The organism is Luteibacter sp. HAY1-4A, from assembly GCF_056755355.1.
The window spans coordinates 41,391-60,100 of sequence record NZ_JBNDHZ010000013.1 but is presented as its reverse complement, the minus strand read 5'-3'; the positions used below and the strand labels follow the sequence as shown (position 1 = coordinate 60,100).

Annotated in this window: 15 protein-coding genes; 9 read left to right on the top strand and 6 right to left on the bottom strand. The window is 65.2% G+C overall.

All coding sequences use genetic code 11. From position 1 onward, the window contains the following. Positions 1 to 3: 3 nt before the first annotated feature. The 4 genes from ACPYOD_RS06320 to ACPYOD_RS06305 form a co-directional block, all read right to left on the bottom strand. Entirely contained in the window at positions 4 to 177 is a 174-nt protein-coding gene (locus ACPYOD_RS06320; RefSeq protein WP_481300882.1) for a hypothetical protein, read from the bottom strand. A gap of 12 nt (positions 178 to 189) precedes the next feature. Beyond that, positions 190 to 1,461, bottom strand: a complete 1,272-nt coding sequence (locus ACPYOD_RS06315) for a c-type cytochrome (RefSeq protein ID WP_481300881.1) — start codon at positions 1,459 to 1,461, stop codon at positions 190 to 192. Then, the gene (locus tag ACPYOD_RS06310) at positions 1,458 to 2,201 is read right to left on the bottom strand and encodes a c-type cytochrome (RefSeq protein WP_481300880.1); all 744 of its coding nucleotides are present in this window, start codon (positions 2,199 to 2,201) and stop codon (positions 1,458 to 1,460) included. Before ACPYOD_RS06310 ends, ACPYOD_RS06315 begins: the two co-directional genes overlap by 4 nt. Positions 2,202 to 2,576: 375 nt before the next feature. Continuing rightward, a complete protein-coding gene (locus ACPYOD_RS06305; protein ID WP_481300879.1) occupies positions 2,577 to 3,326 on the bottom strand; it encodes an SDR family NAD(P)-dependent oxidoreductase in 750 nt (249 codons plus the stop codon). Between the two features lie 115 nt (positions 3,327 to 3,441). Here ACPYOD_RS06305 and ACPYOD_RS06300 point away from each other — a divergent pair, with 115 nt between their 5' ends. The 6 genes from ACPYOD_RS06300 (at position 3,442) to ACPYOD_RS06275 (ending at position 9,911) form a co-directional block, all read left to right on the top strand. Further along, positions 3,442 to 4,365: a LysR family transcriptional regulator gene (locus ACPYOD_RS06300; RefSeq protein WP_481300878.1), complete on the top strand. Its 924-nt coding sequence runs from the start codon at positions 3,442 to 3,444 to the stop codon at positions 4,363 to 4,365. A gap of 84 nt (positions 4,366 to 4,449) precedes the next feature. Further along, complete coding sequence (locus ACPYOD_RS06295) at positions 4,450 to 4,890, top strand: SRPBCC family protein (RefSeq protein ID WP_481300877.1); 441 nt, start codon at positions 4,450 to 4,452, stop codon at positions 4,888 to 4,890. A 132-nt stretch (positions 4,891 to 5,022) separates the two neighbouring features. Then, positions 5,023 to 6,342 (top strand): ABC transporter permease, encoded by a 1,320-nt coding sequence (locus tag ACPYOD_RS06290; RefSeq protein ID WP_481300876.1) that lies wholly within the window; start codon positions 5,023 to 5,025, stop codon positions 6,340 to 6,342. 7 nt (positions 6,343 to 6,349) lie between these two features. Beyond that, positions 6,350 to 7,564, top strand: coding sequence for an ABC transporter permease (locus ACPYOD_RS06285; protein WP_481300904.1), 1,215 nt, complete (start codon positions 6,350 to 6,352; stop codon positions 7,562 to 7,564). A 168-nt stretch (positions 7,565 to 7,732) separates the two neighbouring features. After that, entirely contained in the window at positions 7,733 to 9,094 is a 1,362-nt protein-coding gene (locus ACPYOD_RS06280) for a TolC family outer membrane protein (protein ID WP_481300875.1), read from the top strand. 37 nt (positions 9,095 to 9,131) lie between these two features. Further along, positions 9,132 to 9,911, top strand: coding sequence for a nuclear transport factor 2 family protein (locus ACPYOD_RS06275; protein WP_481300874.1), 780 nt, complete (start codon positions 9,132 to 9,134; stop codon positions 9,909 to 9,911). Here ACPYOD_RS06275 and ACPYOD_RS06270 read toward each other — a convergent pair. Next, the gene (locus ACPYOD_RS06270; RefSeq protein WP_481300873.1) at positions 9,908 to 10,444 is read right to left on the bottom strand and encodes an energy transducer TonB; all 537 of its coding nucleotides are present in this window, start codon (positions 10,442 to 10,444) and stop codon (positions 9,908 to 9,910) included. The genes ACPYOD_RS06275 and ACPYOD_RS06270 overlap by 4 nt on opposite strands. 755 nt (positions 10,445 to 11,199) lie before the next feature. On the opposite strand from ACPYOD_RS06270, the gene ACPYOD_RS06265 reads away from it, so the two are divergent. Together ACPYOD_RS06265 and ACPYOD_RS06260 are read left to right on the top strand one after the other, a co-directional pair. Then, positions 11,200 to 16,284 (top strand): ESPR-type extended signal peptide-containing protein, encoded by a 5,085-nt coding sequence (locus ACPYOD_RS06265; protein WP_481300872.1) that lies wholly within the window; start codon positions 11,200 to 11,202, stop codon positions 16,282 to 16,284. A gap of 11 nt (positions 16,285 to 16,295) precedes the next feature. Continuing rightward, entirely contained in the window at positions 16,296 to 17,141 is an 846-nt protein-coding gene (locus tag ACPYOD_RS06260) for an outer membrane protein assembly factor BamE (protein ID WP_481300871.1), read from the top strand. Positions 17,142 to 17,249: 108 nt separating this feature from the next. Here the strand turns inward: ACPYOD_RS06260 and ACPYOD_RS06255 are convergent, their stop codons facing one another. After that, positions 17,250 to 17,846: a CGNR zinc finger domain-containing protein gene (locus ACPYOD_RS06255; protein ID WP_481300870.1), complete on the bottom strand. Its 597-nt coding sequence runs from the start codon at positions 17,844 to 17,846 to the stop codon at positions 17,250 to 17,252. Between the two features lie 151 nt (positions 17,847 to 17,997). On the opposite strand from ACPYOD_RS06255, the gene ACPYOD_RS06250 reads away from it, so the two are divergent. After that, positions 17,998 to 18,690: an alpha/beta fold hydrolase gene (locus ACPYOD_RS06250; RefSeq protein ID WP_481300869.1), complete on the top strand. Its 693-nt coding sequence runs from the start codon at positions 17,998 to 18,000 to the stop codon at positions 18,688 to 18,690. Positions 18,691 to 18,710 lie beyond the last annotated feature (20 nt).

Here is an 18,710-nt window from a genome sequence, read left to right as displayed (position 1 = left end):
CCTTTATTGAATGACGCCGCGAGGAAGAAACGCGAAGAAGTAGAAGAGGAACCACATGGCGATAACGATGGCCACCGCCACACCCGCGACGGCTAGTGCGCCCCGCGGTCCGCTGTGAACGATGGCATCGACTTCGGCATCTTCCTGGGGGGTGCCACTTGGCGTCGGCTCGGACATGGCCATGCTCCACTAGTCCAGGGGGGCGGACCGCAATGCATTCACATCGCGATCGGTGATGGGGGTACCGCGGTTGCCCCAGGTGGTGCGGATGTACGTCACCACGGCGGCAACTTCCTCGTCGGACAGGTCCTGCGCGAAGGGCGGCATGCCATAGGGACGCGGATTGCGCAGCGTGCCCGGCGGGTAGCCGCCATTGAGCACCATGCGAATGGGGTTCACCGGCGAATTCATCTGGATGGACTGGTTGCCGGCCAGAGGCGGGAAGTCTCGTCCACGGCCTTCGCCCTTCGTGCCGTGGCAGGAAGCGCACTGGTTGGCGTAGATCTTCTTGCCCAGCGGATTCAACCGCAGCGCTTCCGCGTCCTGGGCATGGCTGGAAGCCGGCGGCGTGGAGCCAGGCAGCTCCTTCAGATAGACGGCCATCGCGCGGATGTCGGCATCCGACATGTATTGGAGGCTGTTGTGGACCACTTCGGCCATCGGACCGTAGACGGCACCGCGCTCGGATACGCCCGCCTGGAGGAGGTCCGAGATCTCCGCGATGCTCCACTCGCCCAGGCCAGCCTCACGATTGGACGTGAGGGAAGGGGCGTACCAGTCCTGCATCGGAATCAGCCCACCTTCGTAGGCCGCGGAACGGGAACTGCCGCCCAGGGCATTGATGGGCGTGTGGCACATCGAGCAATGCCCGGGACCCTCGGCGAGATAGGCGCCTCGGTTCCACTCCTTGGATTTAGCGGGATTCGGCTGGAATTCCCCTTCGGTGAAATACAGCGCACGCCAACCGATCAGGAGCTTTCGATCGTTATAGGGGAAGCGCAGATCGTGCGGACGGTTCGGCTGGCGAATCGCAGGCACCGTCTTCAGGTAGGCGAAGATGGCATCCACGTCGTCGCGTGTCATCTTCGTATAGGCCGTGAACGGCATGGCCGGATACAGGAGGTCGCCGGAACGCGAGCGGCCTGTATGCATCATCTTGTAGAACTCGTCGGCCGTCCAGGCGCCGATGCCGGTTTCCTTGTCGGGCGAAATGTTCGGCGAGTAGAGCGTGCCGAAGGGCGTCGCCATGGGGCGGCCGCCGGCGAACGGGCGTTCCGCAGGTTTGCTGTGGCATGCGATGCAGTCGGACGCACGAGCTAGGTATTCGCCGCGAGCGATGACGGATGCGTCCTGCGCGGGCGAGCCCTGCGCGAACGCGGCAAGGCAGACCGCGGTCCATGCGAGGACGCGACGGCTTGCGCCGCCGAGCGGGGCGAATCGTGAAAGAGGTGGCAGCGTCATTTGGGTTCGCCCGTGCCGCAGGTGAGCGCGAGGGGGAGTGACCCTTCCGTGGCCGGAGCGGGGCTTAACGGCTCCGGCAGGGAAGACAGCCATGCGGAAACCGCGGCGATGTCGCTGTCCGTCATGCGCACGGTGATCTTCTGCATGCAGTTGGGATGGCTCGATCCGCGTGCGCCGTACCGTGACGCCCCGAGCTGTGCGCTTATGTACTTGGCACGCAGACCGAGCAGGCCGGGAATGTTCGGCGACACGCCGGTAAGCGATACGCCGTGGCACGCCGTGCATGGCGGGATGTCCCGCGCCTTGTCGCCCTCGTTGGTGAGCTTCTTGCCGAGCGCCATTACCTGCGGGCTCGCGGTCGGCTTCGGCATGGTGGGGAAAGGTGGCTGCTGCGCCGCGAAATACTGGGCCATCTCATGGAGATAGCTGTCCGGCAGGTACTCCAGCAGGTACGTCATGGGCGCGTACTTGCGTTGACCGTTCCGGAACGCGGCGAGCTGGTTGTAGAGATAGCCGGCCGGCTTGCCCGCCAGGCGGGGGTAGTAGTCGTCGTGACTGCCCTCGCCACGGCTTCCATGGCAGCCGGTGCATGCCATCACGCGGGTTTCGATCGAATCGGGCAGCGTGACGCTGCTCGTCTGGGCGAACAGCACCGGTGCGCAGAAATACAACGCGAGGGCGAAGGCCGCCCGAACCAGCAAGTGGCCGCGCCGGAAAACGAATGCGGCTTTCAATGTCATCGACTGCTCCCCACGGAACAACGTCGAATGGCTTGTATCCAAAGTGGCTCGTGTTGTCACCAGGATCCCCTGCCGATCCGTCCATACACGGCCAGTGAACCAGAAGCGGCGGGTGGCAAACTTGATCTGGATCAATATCCGGGTCGTCGAAGCCGGTTCGAACTCGGATACGTTGCCGAAATTGCTTGGCGAGCGGGTAGCGGAAAGAGCCACCCGCTCGCGTCGTGCTGGATATCGCCGTGCGCCTACAGGGCACTTCAGGCGGCAAGCGAAGGCGCCGCCGGGAAATCCACCGGCACCTTCGTTACCGAATGCAGGTAATTGGTGATGGTCTTGTCGCCCACGGTGACCTTTGTGTCAAAAAAGAGGGTGGTGTTATTGGGCCGAGTAGCCGCCGTCGACGGCGACGATCTGGCCGGTGAGGTAGCTGGCCTTGTCACTGGCGAGGAAAACGATGGTCTGGGCGATCTCGTCGGCCGAGGCGGCGCGCTTAGCCGGGATCGTCGCGAGGAAACCTTCTTTTGCGGTGTCGTCGTTGCCGACGAAACGGTCCAGCATGTCCGTGGCGACAGGGCCCGGTGCAACCGCGTTGACGCGGACGCCCATGCCTGCGCCTTCGAGGGCTACCGCCTTCGTCATGCCCTCCACCGCATGTTTGCTGCCGACGTAGACGGACGCAGTGGCGATGCCGACATGCCCGGCGATCGACGACACATTGACGATTGCACCAGCACGCTGTTCCTGCATCACGCGCATCTCGTGCTTCATCGAGAGCAACGTGCCGAGCACGTTCGTGCTGAACGTGTTCTCGTAGTTGTCCGCCGTCTGTTCGGCGACAGGACCGAGTCGACCCTCGGTACCTGCGTTGTTCACGGCTACGTCGAGGCGCCCGAAACGCGCTACCGTCTGCTCCACTACGTTGCGGACGTCGGCCTCGTGCCGCACATCGGCGCGGATGAATTCGGCCTCGTTGCCCATGGCGCGCAATTCCGCGGCAAGGGCGTGCCCCGCCTCCTCGCGACGGCCGCTTACGACGAGGCGCGCACCCTCCTTGGCGAAGGCGAGGGCCGTGGCGCGACCGATGCCGGTCAGTGCGCCAGTGATCAGGACGACTTGGGTATTCATGTGCGACTCCGTGGCCGGTTGGCTGGTGGACGGCACTTTGATTGATGACATGACGGCCAACTAGACAGAAAACAGGCATATCATTCAGTCCTAATGGGAATATCTGGGGCTGGAGATGGACAAACTGCAAGCCATGCAGACCTTCGTGCGGGTGGTGGAGGCCGGCAGCTTTTCCGCCGTAGCCAAGGAGTCCGGAAGTACGCAGAGCGGGGTGAGCAAACAGGTGGCCGCCCTGGAACGGGAGCTGGGCGCGAAGCTGCTGGCGCGTACCACCCGCTCGCTCGCGCTCACCGAGGAGGGCGAGCGCTACTTCGAGCAGGCGAGGCGGCTGGTGGCCGAAATCGCCGAAGCGGAGGCGGCCCTCGACTCCGGCCGCCAGCAGCTGAAGGGCTGGTTGCGCGTCGCTTCATCGGTGGGTTTCGGACGCCTCAAACTCATGCCGCTGGTGCAAAGCTTCCTGGCGAAACACAGGGAGGTGAAAATCGACCTGAAGCTCAGCGATGGCTTCATCGACCTGGTGGAGGGCGGCATCGACGTGGCGGCTCGCATCGGGGACCTCTCAGACAGCAGCCTCATCGCGCGTCGCGTCGGGCAGTCCACACGAGAAGTGCTTGCGCACCGGAGCTACCTGCGCTCCCTGCCGAAGGGCATTGAAATCCCCCGCCACCCGGAAGACCTCATCCACCACAATTGCATCGTCTATACCGGCACGCGGATGCGCAGCGCATGGCATTTCGTCGCCGGCCCCGGAGCGCCCGATCCACTAGGCACCGAGCGTCGCGTTCCGGTCTCGGGCGATCTGCAAACCGACAGCAGCGAGGTGGTGCGCACCGCCGTGCTAGCGGGCATGGGCATCTGCTACACACCGACCTGGCTACTGGAGGCCGAGATCGCGTCCGGCCATGTCGTTCGGCTGATGCCCGACTGGTGCATACCGTCGCCCATCCACATGGTGAGCCCGCAGGAGCGACGGCATTCGGCGAAGGTGCGGGCGTTCGTGGACCATGTCGCCGGCTCCTTCGCCGCCGGCAATCAATGAAATGGACATGTCGAAATCGGGCCCGGCCGTTCGACGGAACAGTCAGAGGGCCTTCCTCTGTCATCACATCGAGGTGAAAACATCATGGGTACCGTCAATCTGCACCGCGTGCTGCGTACCACCCCCGAGCGCCTGTTCAAGGCCTTCACCGACCCGGACGCCATGGCCAAGTGGCTGCCGCCGTATGGGTTTACCTGCAAGGTCTTCGAGATGGATGCGAGGGTCGGGGGCACCTTCCGGATGGCGTTCACCAACTTCAGCACGGGAAACGGCCACGCCTTCGGCGGCAAGTACCTTGAACTGGAGCCGGGCAAGCGCCTCCGTTATACCGACGTCTTCGAGGACGCGAACCTCCCAGGCGAAATGGTCACCACCGTGACGTTCACGGCGGTGAGCGTGGGCACCGCGCTCGAGGTGACGCAGGAAGGCATTCCCGATGTCATCCCCACCGAGGCCTGCTACCTCGGATGGCAGGAATCGTTGATGCAGCTGGCGCAGCTGGTCGAGCCGAACATCCCGGATTGATATTCCCCATGCGCTGAAGATATGCCGGAAGTTGGCTTCCCCCGGGCCTCTGGGGGTGGCCAATGGCACATCAGCGGGAAAGCCCGAAGGGGATACCGTGTCGCATGCGGGAAGACCTTTAAGGGGGTGCGCATGCTCGGCTACTACCTGGAACTGGCCTTGCGCCACATGCGGCGCAATCCCATGCTCACGGCGCTGATGGTGCTCGCCATCGCCGTGGGCATCGGGGCAAGCATGACCACGCTCACGGTCATGCATCTCCTAGCGGGCGATCCGCTGCCCGGGCGAAGCCAGCACCTTTATTACCCGCAGGTGGATGTCAGTCCGGAGTCGAAGGGCCGCGAGCCCTACGACGTGCTCGACTACCAGACCGCCGTGGACCTGTGGAGCTCGCGCAAGGCGGACAGGCAGGCCCTGATCGTCAACAGCCCGGTAAAGCTGGAGGCGCCGGAATCCAGGCTGCCGCCGCTGATGTTGCCCATGCTCTCCACGACCTCGGACTTCTTCGCGATGTTCGACGTGCCGTTTCGCTACGGCAGGGGCTGGAGTGCGGACGACGATAGCGCTCGCTCCCGCGTCGCCGTCATCTCATCCGACCTCAACGAGAAGCTCTTCGGCGGCGCAAACAGCGTCGGGCGCACGTTGCGCCTGCGCGGCAAGGACGTGCGCATCGTCGGGGTGCTGGCTCCCTGGCGACCCTCGCCGCTGTTCTACGATGTGCGGGGCGGGCGGTTCTCGAACGGTGACACCGCGGATTTCTACAGCAAGCCCGAGGACGTGATCACGCCCCTCAACACGGCGCTGGACATCAACGACGGGAATTTCCAGCAGTTCACCTGCTGGAGCATGCCGGCCACCCCCGGCCACCTGCAGAACTCGCCTTGCGTCTGGGTGGCGTTGTGGGTGCAGCTGGGCGACGCCGCCAAGGTGGCCGCCTATCGGCGCTACCTCGACGACTATGCGGCGGAACAGAAGACGCTCGGTCGTATCAAGATCGCGAACAACAACCGCCTGCGCTCGCTCATGGAATGGCTGGACTTCAACGGCGTGGTGCCCAACGACGTGAAGCTCCAGACCATGCTGGCCTTCGCCTTCCTGGCCATCTGCCTGTGCAACGTCGTGGGCCTGCTCCTCGCCAAGTTCCTCCGCAGGGGCGGTGAGATCGGCCTCCGCCGCGCCCTGGGCGCCTCGCGCAAAACCGTCTTTGCGCAGTACCTGGTGGAAGCGGGCGTCATCGGCGTGGTCGGCGGCGTGGTCGGCCTGTTGCTCACGTTGGGCGGCCTCGCGCTGGTGCGGCGGCAGCCCGTGCCGTATGCCGACTTCATCCACCTCGACGTGTCGATGTTCGTGACGACCTTCGCGCTCTCCGTCGGGGTCAGCCTCCTCGCGGGCGTATTGCCGGCCCTGCGTGCGAGCCTCGTCGAGCCCGCGCTGCAACTGAAGGTGATCTGAGATGAGCATGACGCAGGTTCAGCCCATCCTCGCCGCGCTGCGCAAGCATCGCATCGCCACCGTCCTCATCGCGCTGGAAATCGCGCTGGCGTGCGCGGTGCTGTGCAACGCGTGTTTCCTCATCATGCAGCGCGTGCAGGCGATGCACGTGGTCAGCGGTGTGGACGAAGGCGCGCTCGCCACAATCAAGCTCGACGGCTTCGCTCCGGAGCAGGCCGCCGACCTCAATGCGCGCGTGCTATCCGCCATCCGCGGCGTTCCCGGCGTACAGGCGGCCACCGTCGTCAACGCCGTCCCGTTCAGTGAGCACGCGGGACGTGCGGGCGTGTTCCTGGATGCGGACAAGGCCCAGTTCGGGGGCGTGGTGGAGTTCTACCTCGCCAGCCCGGGCACGGCGGAGGCCTTCGGCCTGCACCTCGTCTCCGGACGACTTCCCACGCAGGATGAATACGCTCCCGTCGGAAACTTCGTGCCGAAGAACCCGCCGGTCATGATCACCCGCGCGCTGGCGGAGCACTTCTGGCCGGGCGAAAACCCGCTCGGAAAGACGTTCTGGAGCGGCGAGACCTTCCGCGTGATCGGTGTACTGGATCACCTTTCGGTCCCCGAGCCCGGCGGCGGCGAAGCGAAGGATCCCGACTGGTCGGTGTACGTGCCCGCCGAACCAGGGCCGGAGTTCGCGGGCCGGTACCTGCTACGCGCCGCCCCGAGCGACCTGCCGAGCGTGATGCGCCGGGCCAGGGAGGCGGTGCTCAAGGCCGCCCCGGAAGCGGTGATGGACCAGGCACAAAGCCAGACCATCGGCGAACTGCGCAGCCGCTACTTCCTCGGCTCCAGGGTGATGGCCGCACTGTTGGCTGGCGTGGTGGTCGCACTGCTGGGCACGACGGGGCTGGGCATCGTGGGCCTTGCAAGCTTCTGGGTGGCGCAGCGAAGGAAACAGATCGGGGTGCGTCGCGCCCTGGGTGCCACGAGCGGCGACATCCTGCGCTACTTCCAGATCGAGAACTTCCTGATCGTCACCGTCGGCATCGTTCTCGGCATGGCGTTGGCCTTCGGCATCAATGCCGGCCTGATGAAGTTCTATGAGTTGCCGCGCCTTCCTGTCTGGTACCTGCCTATGGGCGCGATCGCGCTATGGATCCTCGGCCAACTGGCCGTGCTGGCGCCCGCGCTGCGAGCGGCGTCCGTTCCCCCCGTTGTCGCGATGCGATCGGCGTGACCGTGACCGAGGGTGTCCGCATGCAGCGTCCGCGGACAGCCTCGTCGAGCGACAGGAGACACCGCGACCGCATCCTTTGCCGCGGTAACGGCCAGACGGTGGACTTTTCGACACCGGCACGCTTCTTGCTGATTCGCCCTCATCGATACGTACTCCCTAGGGGCGAACATGCAGAAGCGGAAGCTAACCACGTACCTTGGCCTGTTGCTGGCGCTTGCCGGCGGCTTGCCCGTCGCGGCAGGCGCCGAGGATCTCCTCGACATCTATCGCGAGGCGGTGGCCAACGATCCCGTGCTGGCCACCGCCGACGCGCGTCGGCTGGTGGTGGCCGAGGGCGTGCCACAGGCGCGTGCAGCGCTCCTTCCGCAGCTGTCCGCGGGCCTCAGCCTCCAGCAGTTCCACCCGGGCTACAGCGGGGTCACCAACGACAACAACGGCAACGCGGAGGTGGTGTCTGGAAGCGGGCACAGCCGCCAACGCGACCTTTCGCTCAGTCTCGACCAGACCGTGCTGGACCTTTCGAAGTTCGCGCGCGAACGGCAGGCCAAGCTGACGGCCGAGTCGCAGAACGCCACGTACGAGGGCGAGTTGCAGGACCTCTACGTCCGCACCACCACGGCGTACTTCGACGTGCTGGTGGCGCAGGACCAGGTGGAGGTGTTCCGATCGTACGAGGATGCGTACAAGCAGCAGTACGACCAGGCCGCCACGTTGTTCAAGCAAGGGTTGGCTCCGGAGGCCGACCTCACGCAGTCGCAGGCGTATTACCTCTATATCAAGTCGTCCCGCGTCAATGCGGAAACGGCGCTGAAGGACGCGCGTCGCGCGCTCCAGCAGCTGACCGGCAAGGAACCGGGTGCGCTCAAGACGCTGCGCGACGACCTGCCCATGGACAAGCCCACGCCGGACAATGCCGACGCATGGGTACAGCAAGCCATGCAGCAGAGCCCTCAGGTGCTGGCGGCCACTCATCTCGTCCATGCGGACGAGCACTCGATCAACGCAGCGCGTGCGGGACACCTTCCCACCGTGAACCTGGCGGTCGGCTACGACAAGGCCGGCGCCTGGTCGAACCGGTTGCCTGGCTCATCCAGCTACGGCACGGGCAACACCACGGTCGGCCTCGTGCTCTCGGTGCCGCTCTTCAGCGGTGGGCTCACCCAGTCGCAGGTTCGCCAGGCGATCCACCAGCGCGACGCGGACCAGGGCGAGCTGGAGTCTGTACGTCGCCAGACGGCGCGGGATGCCTACAACTACTTCAACCTGGTGGAGGCGGGCATCGTGCAGGTAAGCGATGCCCGCAACGCCGTCGATGCGGCCAAGAAGGCCCTGGCGTCCATGCGCGCGGGATACGACATCGGCACCCAGAGCCTGACCAACGTGGTGGTGGCGATCCAGACCGTGGCCGAGATCCGCAGCCAGTACACCGCCCTGCGCCACCAGTTCATCCTCAACAAGCTCCTTCTCAAACGCACTGTCGGTGCGGCTACGCTGAAGGACATCGAGGACATCAACCGGCTCCTTCAGTAATCTGTGCGGAGCGTCGGCGGTCGAAGGGAGCTAAATCATGGAATGCAGGATCACCCGCAGATGGCTGATCATGGGCTGTTTCGCCCTCGTGTCCACCCTGTCGTTTTCCGCGCATGCAGCGGACGATGACGAGTCCCGTATCCGCGCCGCCGACACACGATTCTGGCAGGCATACAACGCCTGCGACATGAAGACGATGGACGGGCTGATCACGAAGGACGTCGAGTTCTACCATGACAAGGGCGGGCTGACGGCGGGACGGGAAGCGCTGATCGAGTCGTTGCGCAAGGGGCCGTGCGGCGATCCAAAGATGCATCTTCGGCGCGAGGCGGACGGGAAGAGCATCGCGTTCCATCCCATGAAGGGGGGCTACGGCATCCTCTCCGGCCGCCACCTTTTCTACGTCACGAATGCGGGCAGCGCCGAACGCCTGGACGGGCAGGCCGAGTTCACCGCGCTCTGGAAGTACGACGGCGGACAATGGCGCATGCATCGCGTGCTCAGCTACGACCATGGGCCGGCCGCCTATACGCCTCCGGCCCGTACGTTCGCCCTGCCCGCCGCCGCGCTCGATGCCTTCGCGGGGCGATACCGTTCGCAGCACGTGGGCGACATCGTCGTCATAGTGGACGGCGATCACCTGAAGCTGACGGCCGGCACCCTGGTCGTCACGCTCTATCCCGAAGCGGCGAACCGGTTCTTCGCGAAGGAGCGCGACCTGCGTTTCCAGTTCGACGTGGGCGGCGAGGGCAAGGCGCGTGCGCTGGCGGTGTATGAAAACGGTGCCGTCAGCGAACGCGCCGAGCGCGTGCCCTAGCGAGTTGCCGATACCGTCGGCACTCCGTCCTTCAGCTCGAACCGGAACGCATAGTCGAGGCTGAAGGGCTCGGTGGTGCGCGTGGTGTTGAACCTGCCCTTGGCGTCCTCGTGATCCTGGACCACCGTCATCGGCGTATAGCGCCAGCGAAGCACGGCGTCCCGGACCGCCGCGAAGAACGCGCCGTGGTGTTCGCCGCCCATGGTGTCGAGGTCGCGTACATCGGTGACCTTACCCTCGCCGTCGACAATCACCTTGGCGTGGATGGTTGTCGCAAGGTTCGCCGACACCAGTTCCGGCGGGTACACGGGCGGCGGATTGTCGATGGGTTGCGCGCCGAACGTGTGTTGGCCCTTGGTCGCCTGATACCGGTCGGAGTCCTTCGCCGGCATCGTGTCGTAGCTCACCTTGCCGTCCTTCGTGGAGCCGTAAGGGCCGACATGGGTGGCCGGCTGGTCGTGGGCGCAGCCAGCCAGTGAGACCACGGCGGCAAAAGATAACGCGGCGTGGCGAAGCGTCTTCGTGCGGTTCATGAGATCCCCTGATCCTGTTGGTATGCCCATGATAGCCGGGGGACGGGCGCCCCGCCCCACTAAGCGATTCGTAAGGTTCTCGATCCAAGGCGCATTCAATGTCATGTCCCATGAGTTCATGCGGCGCATGAGTGCCGAATTCATGACGAACAAAATATGAGATGACTGCCGAAACCGTTCCAACTGGTTGCATTCGAAATCGTTGTTATAGACGTCCAAATTGCGAACCGTTTGCATTTGTCGGACAAATAATGTGCTGCGCGGAACTGTGCTTGCAGTAACGTGATGTCGCTCACACAAATCGGCCTTTGACGTTCATTCATTCGCTTCGTGCTTGAGCTATAAGGTTCTACACGCCGTGAAGGCGTGGTCGTAACGTCGGCATAGAAACGGACAGCTGTAACAGGGGGAGCTGTAGACGCCATGGACACGTATCCACCTACGCGGCCGGAACGGCCGAAAGCGAAACGGCTCTCCTTGTGGAGCCGAAGTCATGGATTGGCGCCGCCGCGCATGGCGATGTCGCATCCACCGCCGCAGTGATCGGCATCTGACCCACTGATTCCCGAATACCGCCGTCATCCGACGTGCGCGGCCATTGCCGTGCGCGACAGAAGACTGCGGCCGCAAACTCCGGGGAATACCGATACGCCATAGCGCGAAGCGCGGCTTGCGCCGTGCGACGGGCACGTGTGCGCGGTTCGACTCCCCGGCTGATGACTCCCGTGCATCTCCCCACGCAACAGGAAACCGATATGAACAGGATTTACAGCAAGATCTGGAACCGGGCCTTGAACCAGCTCGTGGTTGCTTCGGAATTGGCCAGCAATCGCTCAGGCGGTAAAACTGTGGAACGACGCGTGGGCCGGGCGCCGGCGCATCGTCTGGCCACCTTCCTCGTCGGCACTGTCGGGTTGGTCGGAAGTCTCGTGTGGACGACCTCGGCACAGGCGCAGGTCAGTTGCGCGAATCCGCCCTACAACGCGTACGCCGGCTCGGCGACGTGCGCCGGCTATCAGTCCGCCGCGGATGCAGGCGGCGCGACTGCCATCGGATACGCTGCCCACAGTGCTGCCCTGAATTCCATCACCCTTGGCTTCCAGGCCTACGCGCTGGGGGTCAATTCAATCTATCTGGGTGCCCGGACCGCGGCAGGAACTGGTGCGCTGGCGGATTCTGCCATCGCTATCGGTACAGACGTCGCCGCAACCGGCAATGGCGTCGTCGCCATCGGTACCCAGGCGAAGGCGGACCAGAGCTCTGCCGTCGTTATCGGTACGTCGTCCAGCAGCACCGGGTCGACAGGCAGCGTCTCCATAGGCATCGGATCCAGCGCGACGACGGCGCCCTTTGGCGTCGCCATCGGTTACAACGCTGCGGTGTCGAATGGCGAGGGCGTCGCATTGGGTGGTTCTTCGGTCGCCAATGGCCAGGGGGCACTGGCGGCTGGCCTGGGAACCCAGAGCATGGCCGTCCATTCCACCGCCGTCGGCTTCCAGGCTTACGCGACTGCGCTCAATGCCATTTACCTGGGACCCCGCACGACAGGGGCAGGTGCGTCGGCCGAATCGGCCATCGCTATCGGCACGGACGTCACCTCATCGGGCCTTTATGCCGTAGGTCTGGGGTTTCAGGCACAGGCGACCCAAGCCGATGCTCTCGCGATAGGCAGGCAAGCCAAGGCCACCGGTATCAACGCCATGTACCTTGGTGCATTACAAAGCGGCATCGCAGGTAGCGGCGCAACGGCAAACAACGCCATCGCCGTCGGCATCGACGTTACGGCTAGCGGAGTCGGCTCAGTCGCAATGGGTAACTTCACGGTGGCGTCGGGTGCGAACGCCGTGGCGCTCGGCAGCAGTTCCGCCACAGGCGCCTCCGCCGTCGCCCTTGGGCGAGCCAACGTCGCATCGGCCACGAATGCGCTGGCGCTCGGATTCACGTCCCTCGCCCAGGCGGCTTCCACGATCGCCATCGGCGACACGAATACGGTGGCGGCCGCGGCCGGTACCGGCGCCATCGCCGGCGGCCATAACTCGCAAGTGCTGGGAGGAACGGGCGCGATCGCGTTCGGCGAAGGGCAGACGGCGAACGGCAACGGCGCGGTTGCAATCGGCGATCCGAACTCGGCGACGGGCAATGGCGCCGTCGCCGTGGGCGCGAACAACACCGCGAACGGAGACGGTGCAGTGGCGCAGGGCAACGGGAACAACGCGCAAGGCGTCGGTTCCGTGGCCGTCGGCAATACCAGCAGCGCGCTCGGCGCCGGTTCCATCGCGCTCGGCAATACCGCCACGGCGAACAACGCGAACGACGTGGCTTTGGGGTCCGGATCCACCACCGCCGCGGCGGTGGGCACGACCGGAACGACGATCAACGGCGTGACCTATGCGTTCCAGGGCACCACACCCGGCAGCACGGTCAGCGTGGGCTCGACTGGCGCGGAACGCACGATCACCAACGTCGCGGCGGGGCGTATCGACGGCGCCAGCACCGATGCCATCAACGGCTCGCAGCTGTTCGCCACCAACCAGGCGGTGACCGGGCTCGGCACGAGCGTGACGAACCTCGGCAATACCGTTACCAATCTCGGCGATACCATCGCCACTACCATCGGCGGTGGCACCACCTACGATCCGGCGACGGGCAACATCACGACCAGCGTCACGTACGGCGGCAACACCTACAGCTCGCTGCAACAGATATTCAACCAGATCGACGGCGACGTCGCCGCGGGCGCGGTTCACTACTTCAGCGTCAACGACAACGGCACGCCTGGCGCGAACTATGCCAACGACGGTGCCACCGGTCTCAACGCGCTGGCCGCCGGCGTCGGTGCCACCGCCACCGCCGATAACGCGACCGCACTCGGCCAGGGCACAGGGGTGTCGGTGCTCGGTGGCGTCGCGCTGGGCTCCGGTGCAGTGTCGGATCGCGCGATCGCGCCCGATTCGGGGTCGATCATGGCGGGCACGCACCTCATTCCGTTCAATACGAGCGACCGCACACTGCGCGGCGCCGTCTCCGTCGGCAATGCCACCGACTTCCGCCAGGTCACCAATGTGGCCGACGGCACGGAAGACCAGGATGCGGTCACGCTGCGTCAGCTGAAGGGCGCGCTGACCTCGTTCGCGGTCACGCCGCTGCAGTATTTCCATGCCAACTCGACGGCGACGGACTCGGCGGCCGTAGGCCAGGAATCGGTGGCCATCGGACCGCAGACCACGGTGAACGGTAACAACGGCATCGGCATGGGCAATGGCGCGATCGTGCAGGCCACCGCACCCGGCGGCATCGCCATTGGCCAGAACGCGACCACGAACCTCGCCGACGGGCTGGCACTGGGCAACAACGCCACGTCCAACGGCATCCAGGCGATCGCTCTCGGTACCGGTGCGCAGGCTGCGTTCGCGGGAAGCGTGGCACTCGGTGCCGGTTCGGTAACGGACGCCGCGGTCGGCACGGCAGGAACGACCATCAACGGCACGGCCTACGCGTTCGCGGCCCCCACGCCCGGCTCGACGGTGAGCGTGGGTGCACCGGGCGCGGAACGCACCATCACCAACGTCGCGGCGGGACGCGTCGATGGCGGCAGCACCGACGCGATCAATGGCTCGCAGTTGTTCGCCGCCACACAGGCTATCGGCACCGTCGGTACGTCGGTGACGAATCTTGGCAATACGGTGACGAACCTCGGTAACACCGTCACCAACCTCGGCGACAGCATCGCGGGAGGCATCGGGGGCGGTACCACGTACGATCCCGTTACAGGCCAGATCAATACCAGCATTACCTACGCCGGGAATACCTACAGCTCGGTTCAGCAGATCTTCGACCAGATCGGCACCAACGGCATCAAGTATTTCCATGCCAATTCGAACCTCGCCGACTCGCTTGCCAACGGCATCAACAGCGTAGCCATTGGCCCGGTCTCCACGGCGAACACCGATAACGCGGTGTCGATCGGTAACGGTGCAACGGCGGGAAGCAACGTGGGCGATGTCGCCCTGGGCGCCGGTTCGACGACCGCGCCGGTGGTGCAGACGGGCGGTGGCACCATTGCCGGTACGGCGTACACCTATGCTGGCGCCACGCCGGGCAGCACGGTGAGCGTGGGTGCGCCGGGCGCCGAGCGCACCGTCACCAATGTCGCGGCGGGCCGCATCGACGGCGGCAGCACCGACGCCGTGAACGGATCGCAGCTCTACGCCACCAACCAGGCGATCGACGCGTTGAACACCACCGTCATCAACAACGCCACGCACTACTACAGCGTCAACGATAACGGCGTTACCGGCGGCAACTACGACAACAACGGTGCCACCGGCCTCAACGCGGTCGCATCCGGCGTAGGTTCCACCGCCACAGCGCAGAACGCCACGGCCCTTGGCCAGGGCACGTCCGCGTCCGTGCTCGGCGGCGTGGCACTCGGCTCGGGCGCGGTGTCCGACCGGGCCATCGCACCGGCATCGGGCTCCGTCACCGCGGGTACGCACGTGATTCCGTTCAACACCACCGATCGCACGTTGCTCGGTGCCGTGTCGGTGGGCAACGCCACCGACTTCCGCCAGATCACCAACGTGGCCGACGGCACCGAGGACCAGGACGCGGTGACGCTGCGTCAGTTGAAAGGATCGCTGGCCTCGTTCGCGGTGACGCCCACCAAGTACTTCCACGCCAATTCCGCCGCCAGCGATTCGGCGGCCGTCGGTGCGGAATCGGTGGCGGTCGGTCCGGAAACCACGGTGAACGGCGACAACGGCATCGGCATCGGCAACCACGCCATCGTGCAGCAGACGGCACCGGGCGGTATCGCCGTGGGCCAGGATTCCACGGCGAACCTCGCCGACGGTGTGGCCCTCGGCACGGGTGCTACCTCGAACGGCATCCAGGCGCTTGCGCTTGGCGCGGGTTCCGAGGCGGCGTATGCCGGCAGCGTGGCATTGGGTTCCGGCTCCGAAACGGCGGCCGCCGTCGGCACGGCTAACACCACCTTGGCCGGCGTGACCTACGCCTTCGCCGGCAGCACGCCGGGTTCCACGGTGAGTGTCGGTGCGGCGGGCGCGGAGCGGACGATCACGAACCTGGCGGCGGGACGCATCGGCGAACTCAGCACGGATGCCATCAACGGTTCGCAACTCTTCGCCACCAACGCCTCGATCAACGCCCTTTACTCCGAACTGACCAACCTCAGCAACACGATCAACAACCTGCCGGCGGGTGGCGGCGGCACTACCAACAACACGTACCAGACCAGCCCTGACAACACGTCGACCGCCTCGGCGGGAGGAAACAATTCCACCGCGGCTGGTGCTGGCTCATCGGCCACGGGCGACAACAGCACGGCGGTCGGTGCCGGTTCCACCGCGACCGGTGACAACAGCGTGGCGATCGGCGCGGGATCGGTCGCCAATGGGAGCAACACCGTGTCGGTCGGCTCCGCCGGCCACGAGCGCACGGTCACCAATGTCGCGGCCGGTGTGAACCCCACCGACGCGGTGAACGTGGGCCAGCTGGACCAGGCCATCGACAGCGCGAAGAACTGGACGAAGGATTATGTCGACCAACGCTTCCAGTCCGTGGATCGCGACCTCAACCGAGTCGGCAACCGTGCCAACGCGGGCATCGCCTCCGCCATGGCGATGGCGAGCCTGCCGCAGGCCTACCAGCCGAACCAGAACGCCGCCGCCGTATCGTTGGGCAGTTTCCATGGCGAGACGGGCATCGCCGTCGGCATGTCCACGGTGACGGAAAGCGGGCGCTACGTCTTCAAGCTCAACGCCACCACCAATTCGCGCGGCGATGCGGGCGCGGGCGTCGGCGCGGCCGTGGTGTGGTGAGGAGCGAACCCATGAATGCCAACAAAGGAATCAACACCATGCGCGCATCGTTCAAGTCTCTCGCCGTCGCTTCACTGGCCGTGGCCCTGGCCGCCTGCGGCAACGTGAGCCAGGAGGTCGCGAAGGACGGCCACTCCGCGGGAACCTTGGTGTGGCCTGCGACGAGCGAGGTCACCCCGATGCACAAGGGCGGCACGTTCCCTAACCTTGCCAACCTTCGCCAGGTGAAACCGGGACTGGAGAAACAGCAGGTGTCCGACCTCATCGGTTACCCGCACTTCAGTGAAGGCATCTGGGGCGTGCGCGAGTGGAACTACGTGTTCAACTTCCGCCGGCCGGGCAGCGACGAAGTGACCGTGTGCCAATACAAGGTGCTGTTCGACGACGACAAGCGCGCGCAAAGCTTCTACTGGAAACCGGAGGCGTGCGCACGGTTCCTCGACGAACCCGCGCCCCCGCCTGCATCCGCGGTTGCCGAACGGATGCCTGAACACATCACGTTGTCCGCGGATGCGTTGTTCGCGTTCGACAAGTCCGATCTCACTCCGGAAGGGAAGGCGGCAGTGACGGACCTGGCGGTCAAACTTCGCTCGCACATGGCGAATATCCAGGGCATCCGTGTCACCGGCTACACGGACCGCCTGGGCACCCACGCCTATAACCAGCCGCTATCCGAACGCAGGGCGCGCGCCGTGATGGATGCCCTCGTCGCCGACGGCGTACCGCGCACGAAGATCGTCGCGGAGGGGTTGGGGGAAAGCGATCCGGTGAAGGATTGCCCGGACGGTGCGCATGCCGGGCTGGTCGCGTGCCTCGCACCTAACCGCCGTGTGGAAGTCAGAGTGGAGCAGTCCTGACGGAGAGCGAGCGCGGCGTATGACCTCGCCGCAGATGTAGAAGGCGCGCTGGCGCGGGAAGGGGGTTCAATGCGAACCCCGTCGCGCCAGCGCGCTTCACGCAAAGCTTTAACCGGGCGTTTTCGCGCGTTGACGATGCGCGGTTTGCTTCGCCCGGTTACCGCAGGCCGCCATGCTGCACCAGCGGCGAACATGGCCGCGCGTGTGGTCGGCGAACAGAAGGGTGCAGGTCGGACCTTCGCAAGCCTTGATATATGAGAAGTCTTCCTCGGCGACCAGCTTCGCCATGGCTTCGCCGATCGGTTGCAGCAGCGATTCCGGCGACGACCATCGACGCGTGCGGACGAATCGAAGTTTGTCGCTGCCTTCGCCTGACACGATCTGCGCGAAGCCTTCGTCCCGCGAGAGCAGTTGGTTGAGGGGGTCCAGATCCCTCAGGTTTCCCGCGTCGAGCGCGCGGCCTTTATTCGCGCGGACAAAACCCCGGAACCACTCGCGCAGGCTGCGCGCCTGATCGGCGAGGCGGTCGAGTTCGCCTGGCATCGCGCGCACGCGCATCGCACCCAGCACGTCCGGGGGAACCATCCCGGCCTGTGCCAGCCAGGCAAGGAGCCCGGCGCCGTCGTCGATCCAGTCGACAGGCACATCCACCGGCGTGGCCACCGAATTCAGGAAATCCAGGCCTGGGGCATCGGCGATGAACACGGGAGGCAAGGACTGGGACATGGCTTGAGAGACCCCTCTTTAGGATCGGAAAAGTAACCGCTCAAAAAGCACTTGACAAGTTATTCTGGCAAGACATAACCTCTCTACCTACATCGAGACGGTTATTAAGAACTTCAAGCGGGAGCCCGTGATGCGTAAATCCGATACAACATTTGTTCTGGTTCACGGCGCTTGGGCCGACGGGTCAGGCTGGGCCAAGGTGCTCACGCGGCTCCTCCATGGGGGTCACAAGGTGGTTACGGCGCCGTTGCCGATGACGACGCTCGCCGACGATGTGGCTTCCCTCGAACGGACCGTGGAGAGGGCCGGCGGGCCGGTTATCCTGGTCGGCCACGCCTATGCGGGCGCCGTCATCGGCGCGACACGACATCCGGCCGTGAAGGGCCTCGTTTATATAGCCGCCCTGGTGCCGGACGAGGGTGAGACGGTGGCGGATGTCTTCTACCGCGCCGAGCCGCATCCCATGGCGCCGCAACTGGCCCCGGATAGTCACGGGATCATCTGGCTTCCCGAGCGGGCGTTCGCGCAGGCCTTCGCGCCGGACGCCGCTGCCGATGAGCAGGCGCTTCTCGCCGCGACGCAGCGCCCCATCTCGAGGGCCTGTATCACCGTGCCCGTGCCTCGCCCGCTGTGGAAGGACGTACCGGCCTGGTACCTGCTGGCCGAGAACGACCGGATGATCGTGGCAGGCACCCAGCGATTCATGGCGGAACGCGCGAATGCAAGCATCGTGCAGCGTCCCGTCGATCACGCGCCAGCCGTCACGGCGCCCGACGCGGTGGTGGACCTGGTCCTCCAGGCTGCCCGAGCCGTCTCGGCCTGAAAACCTTATGGAGGCAATGC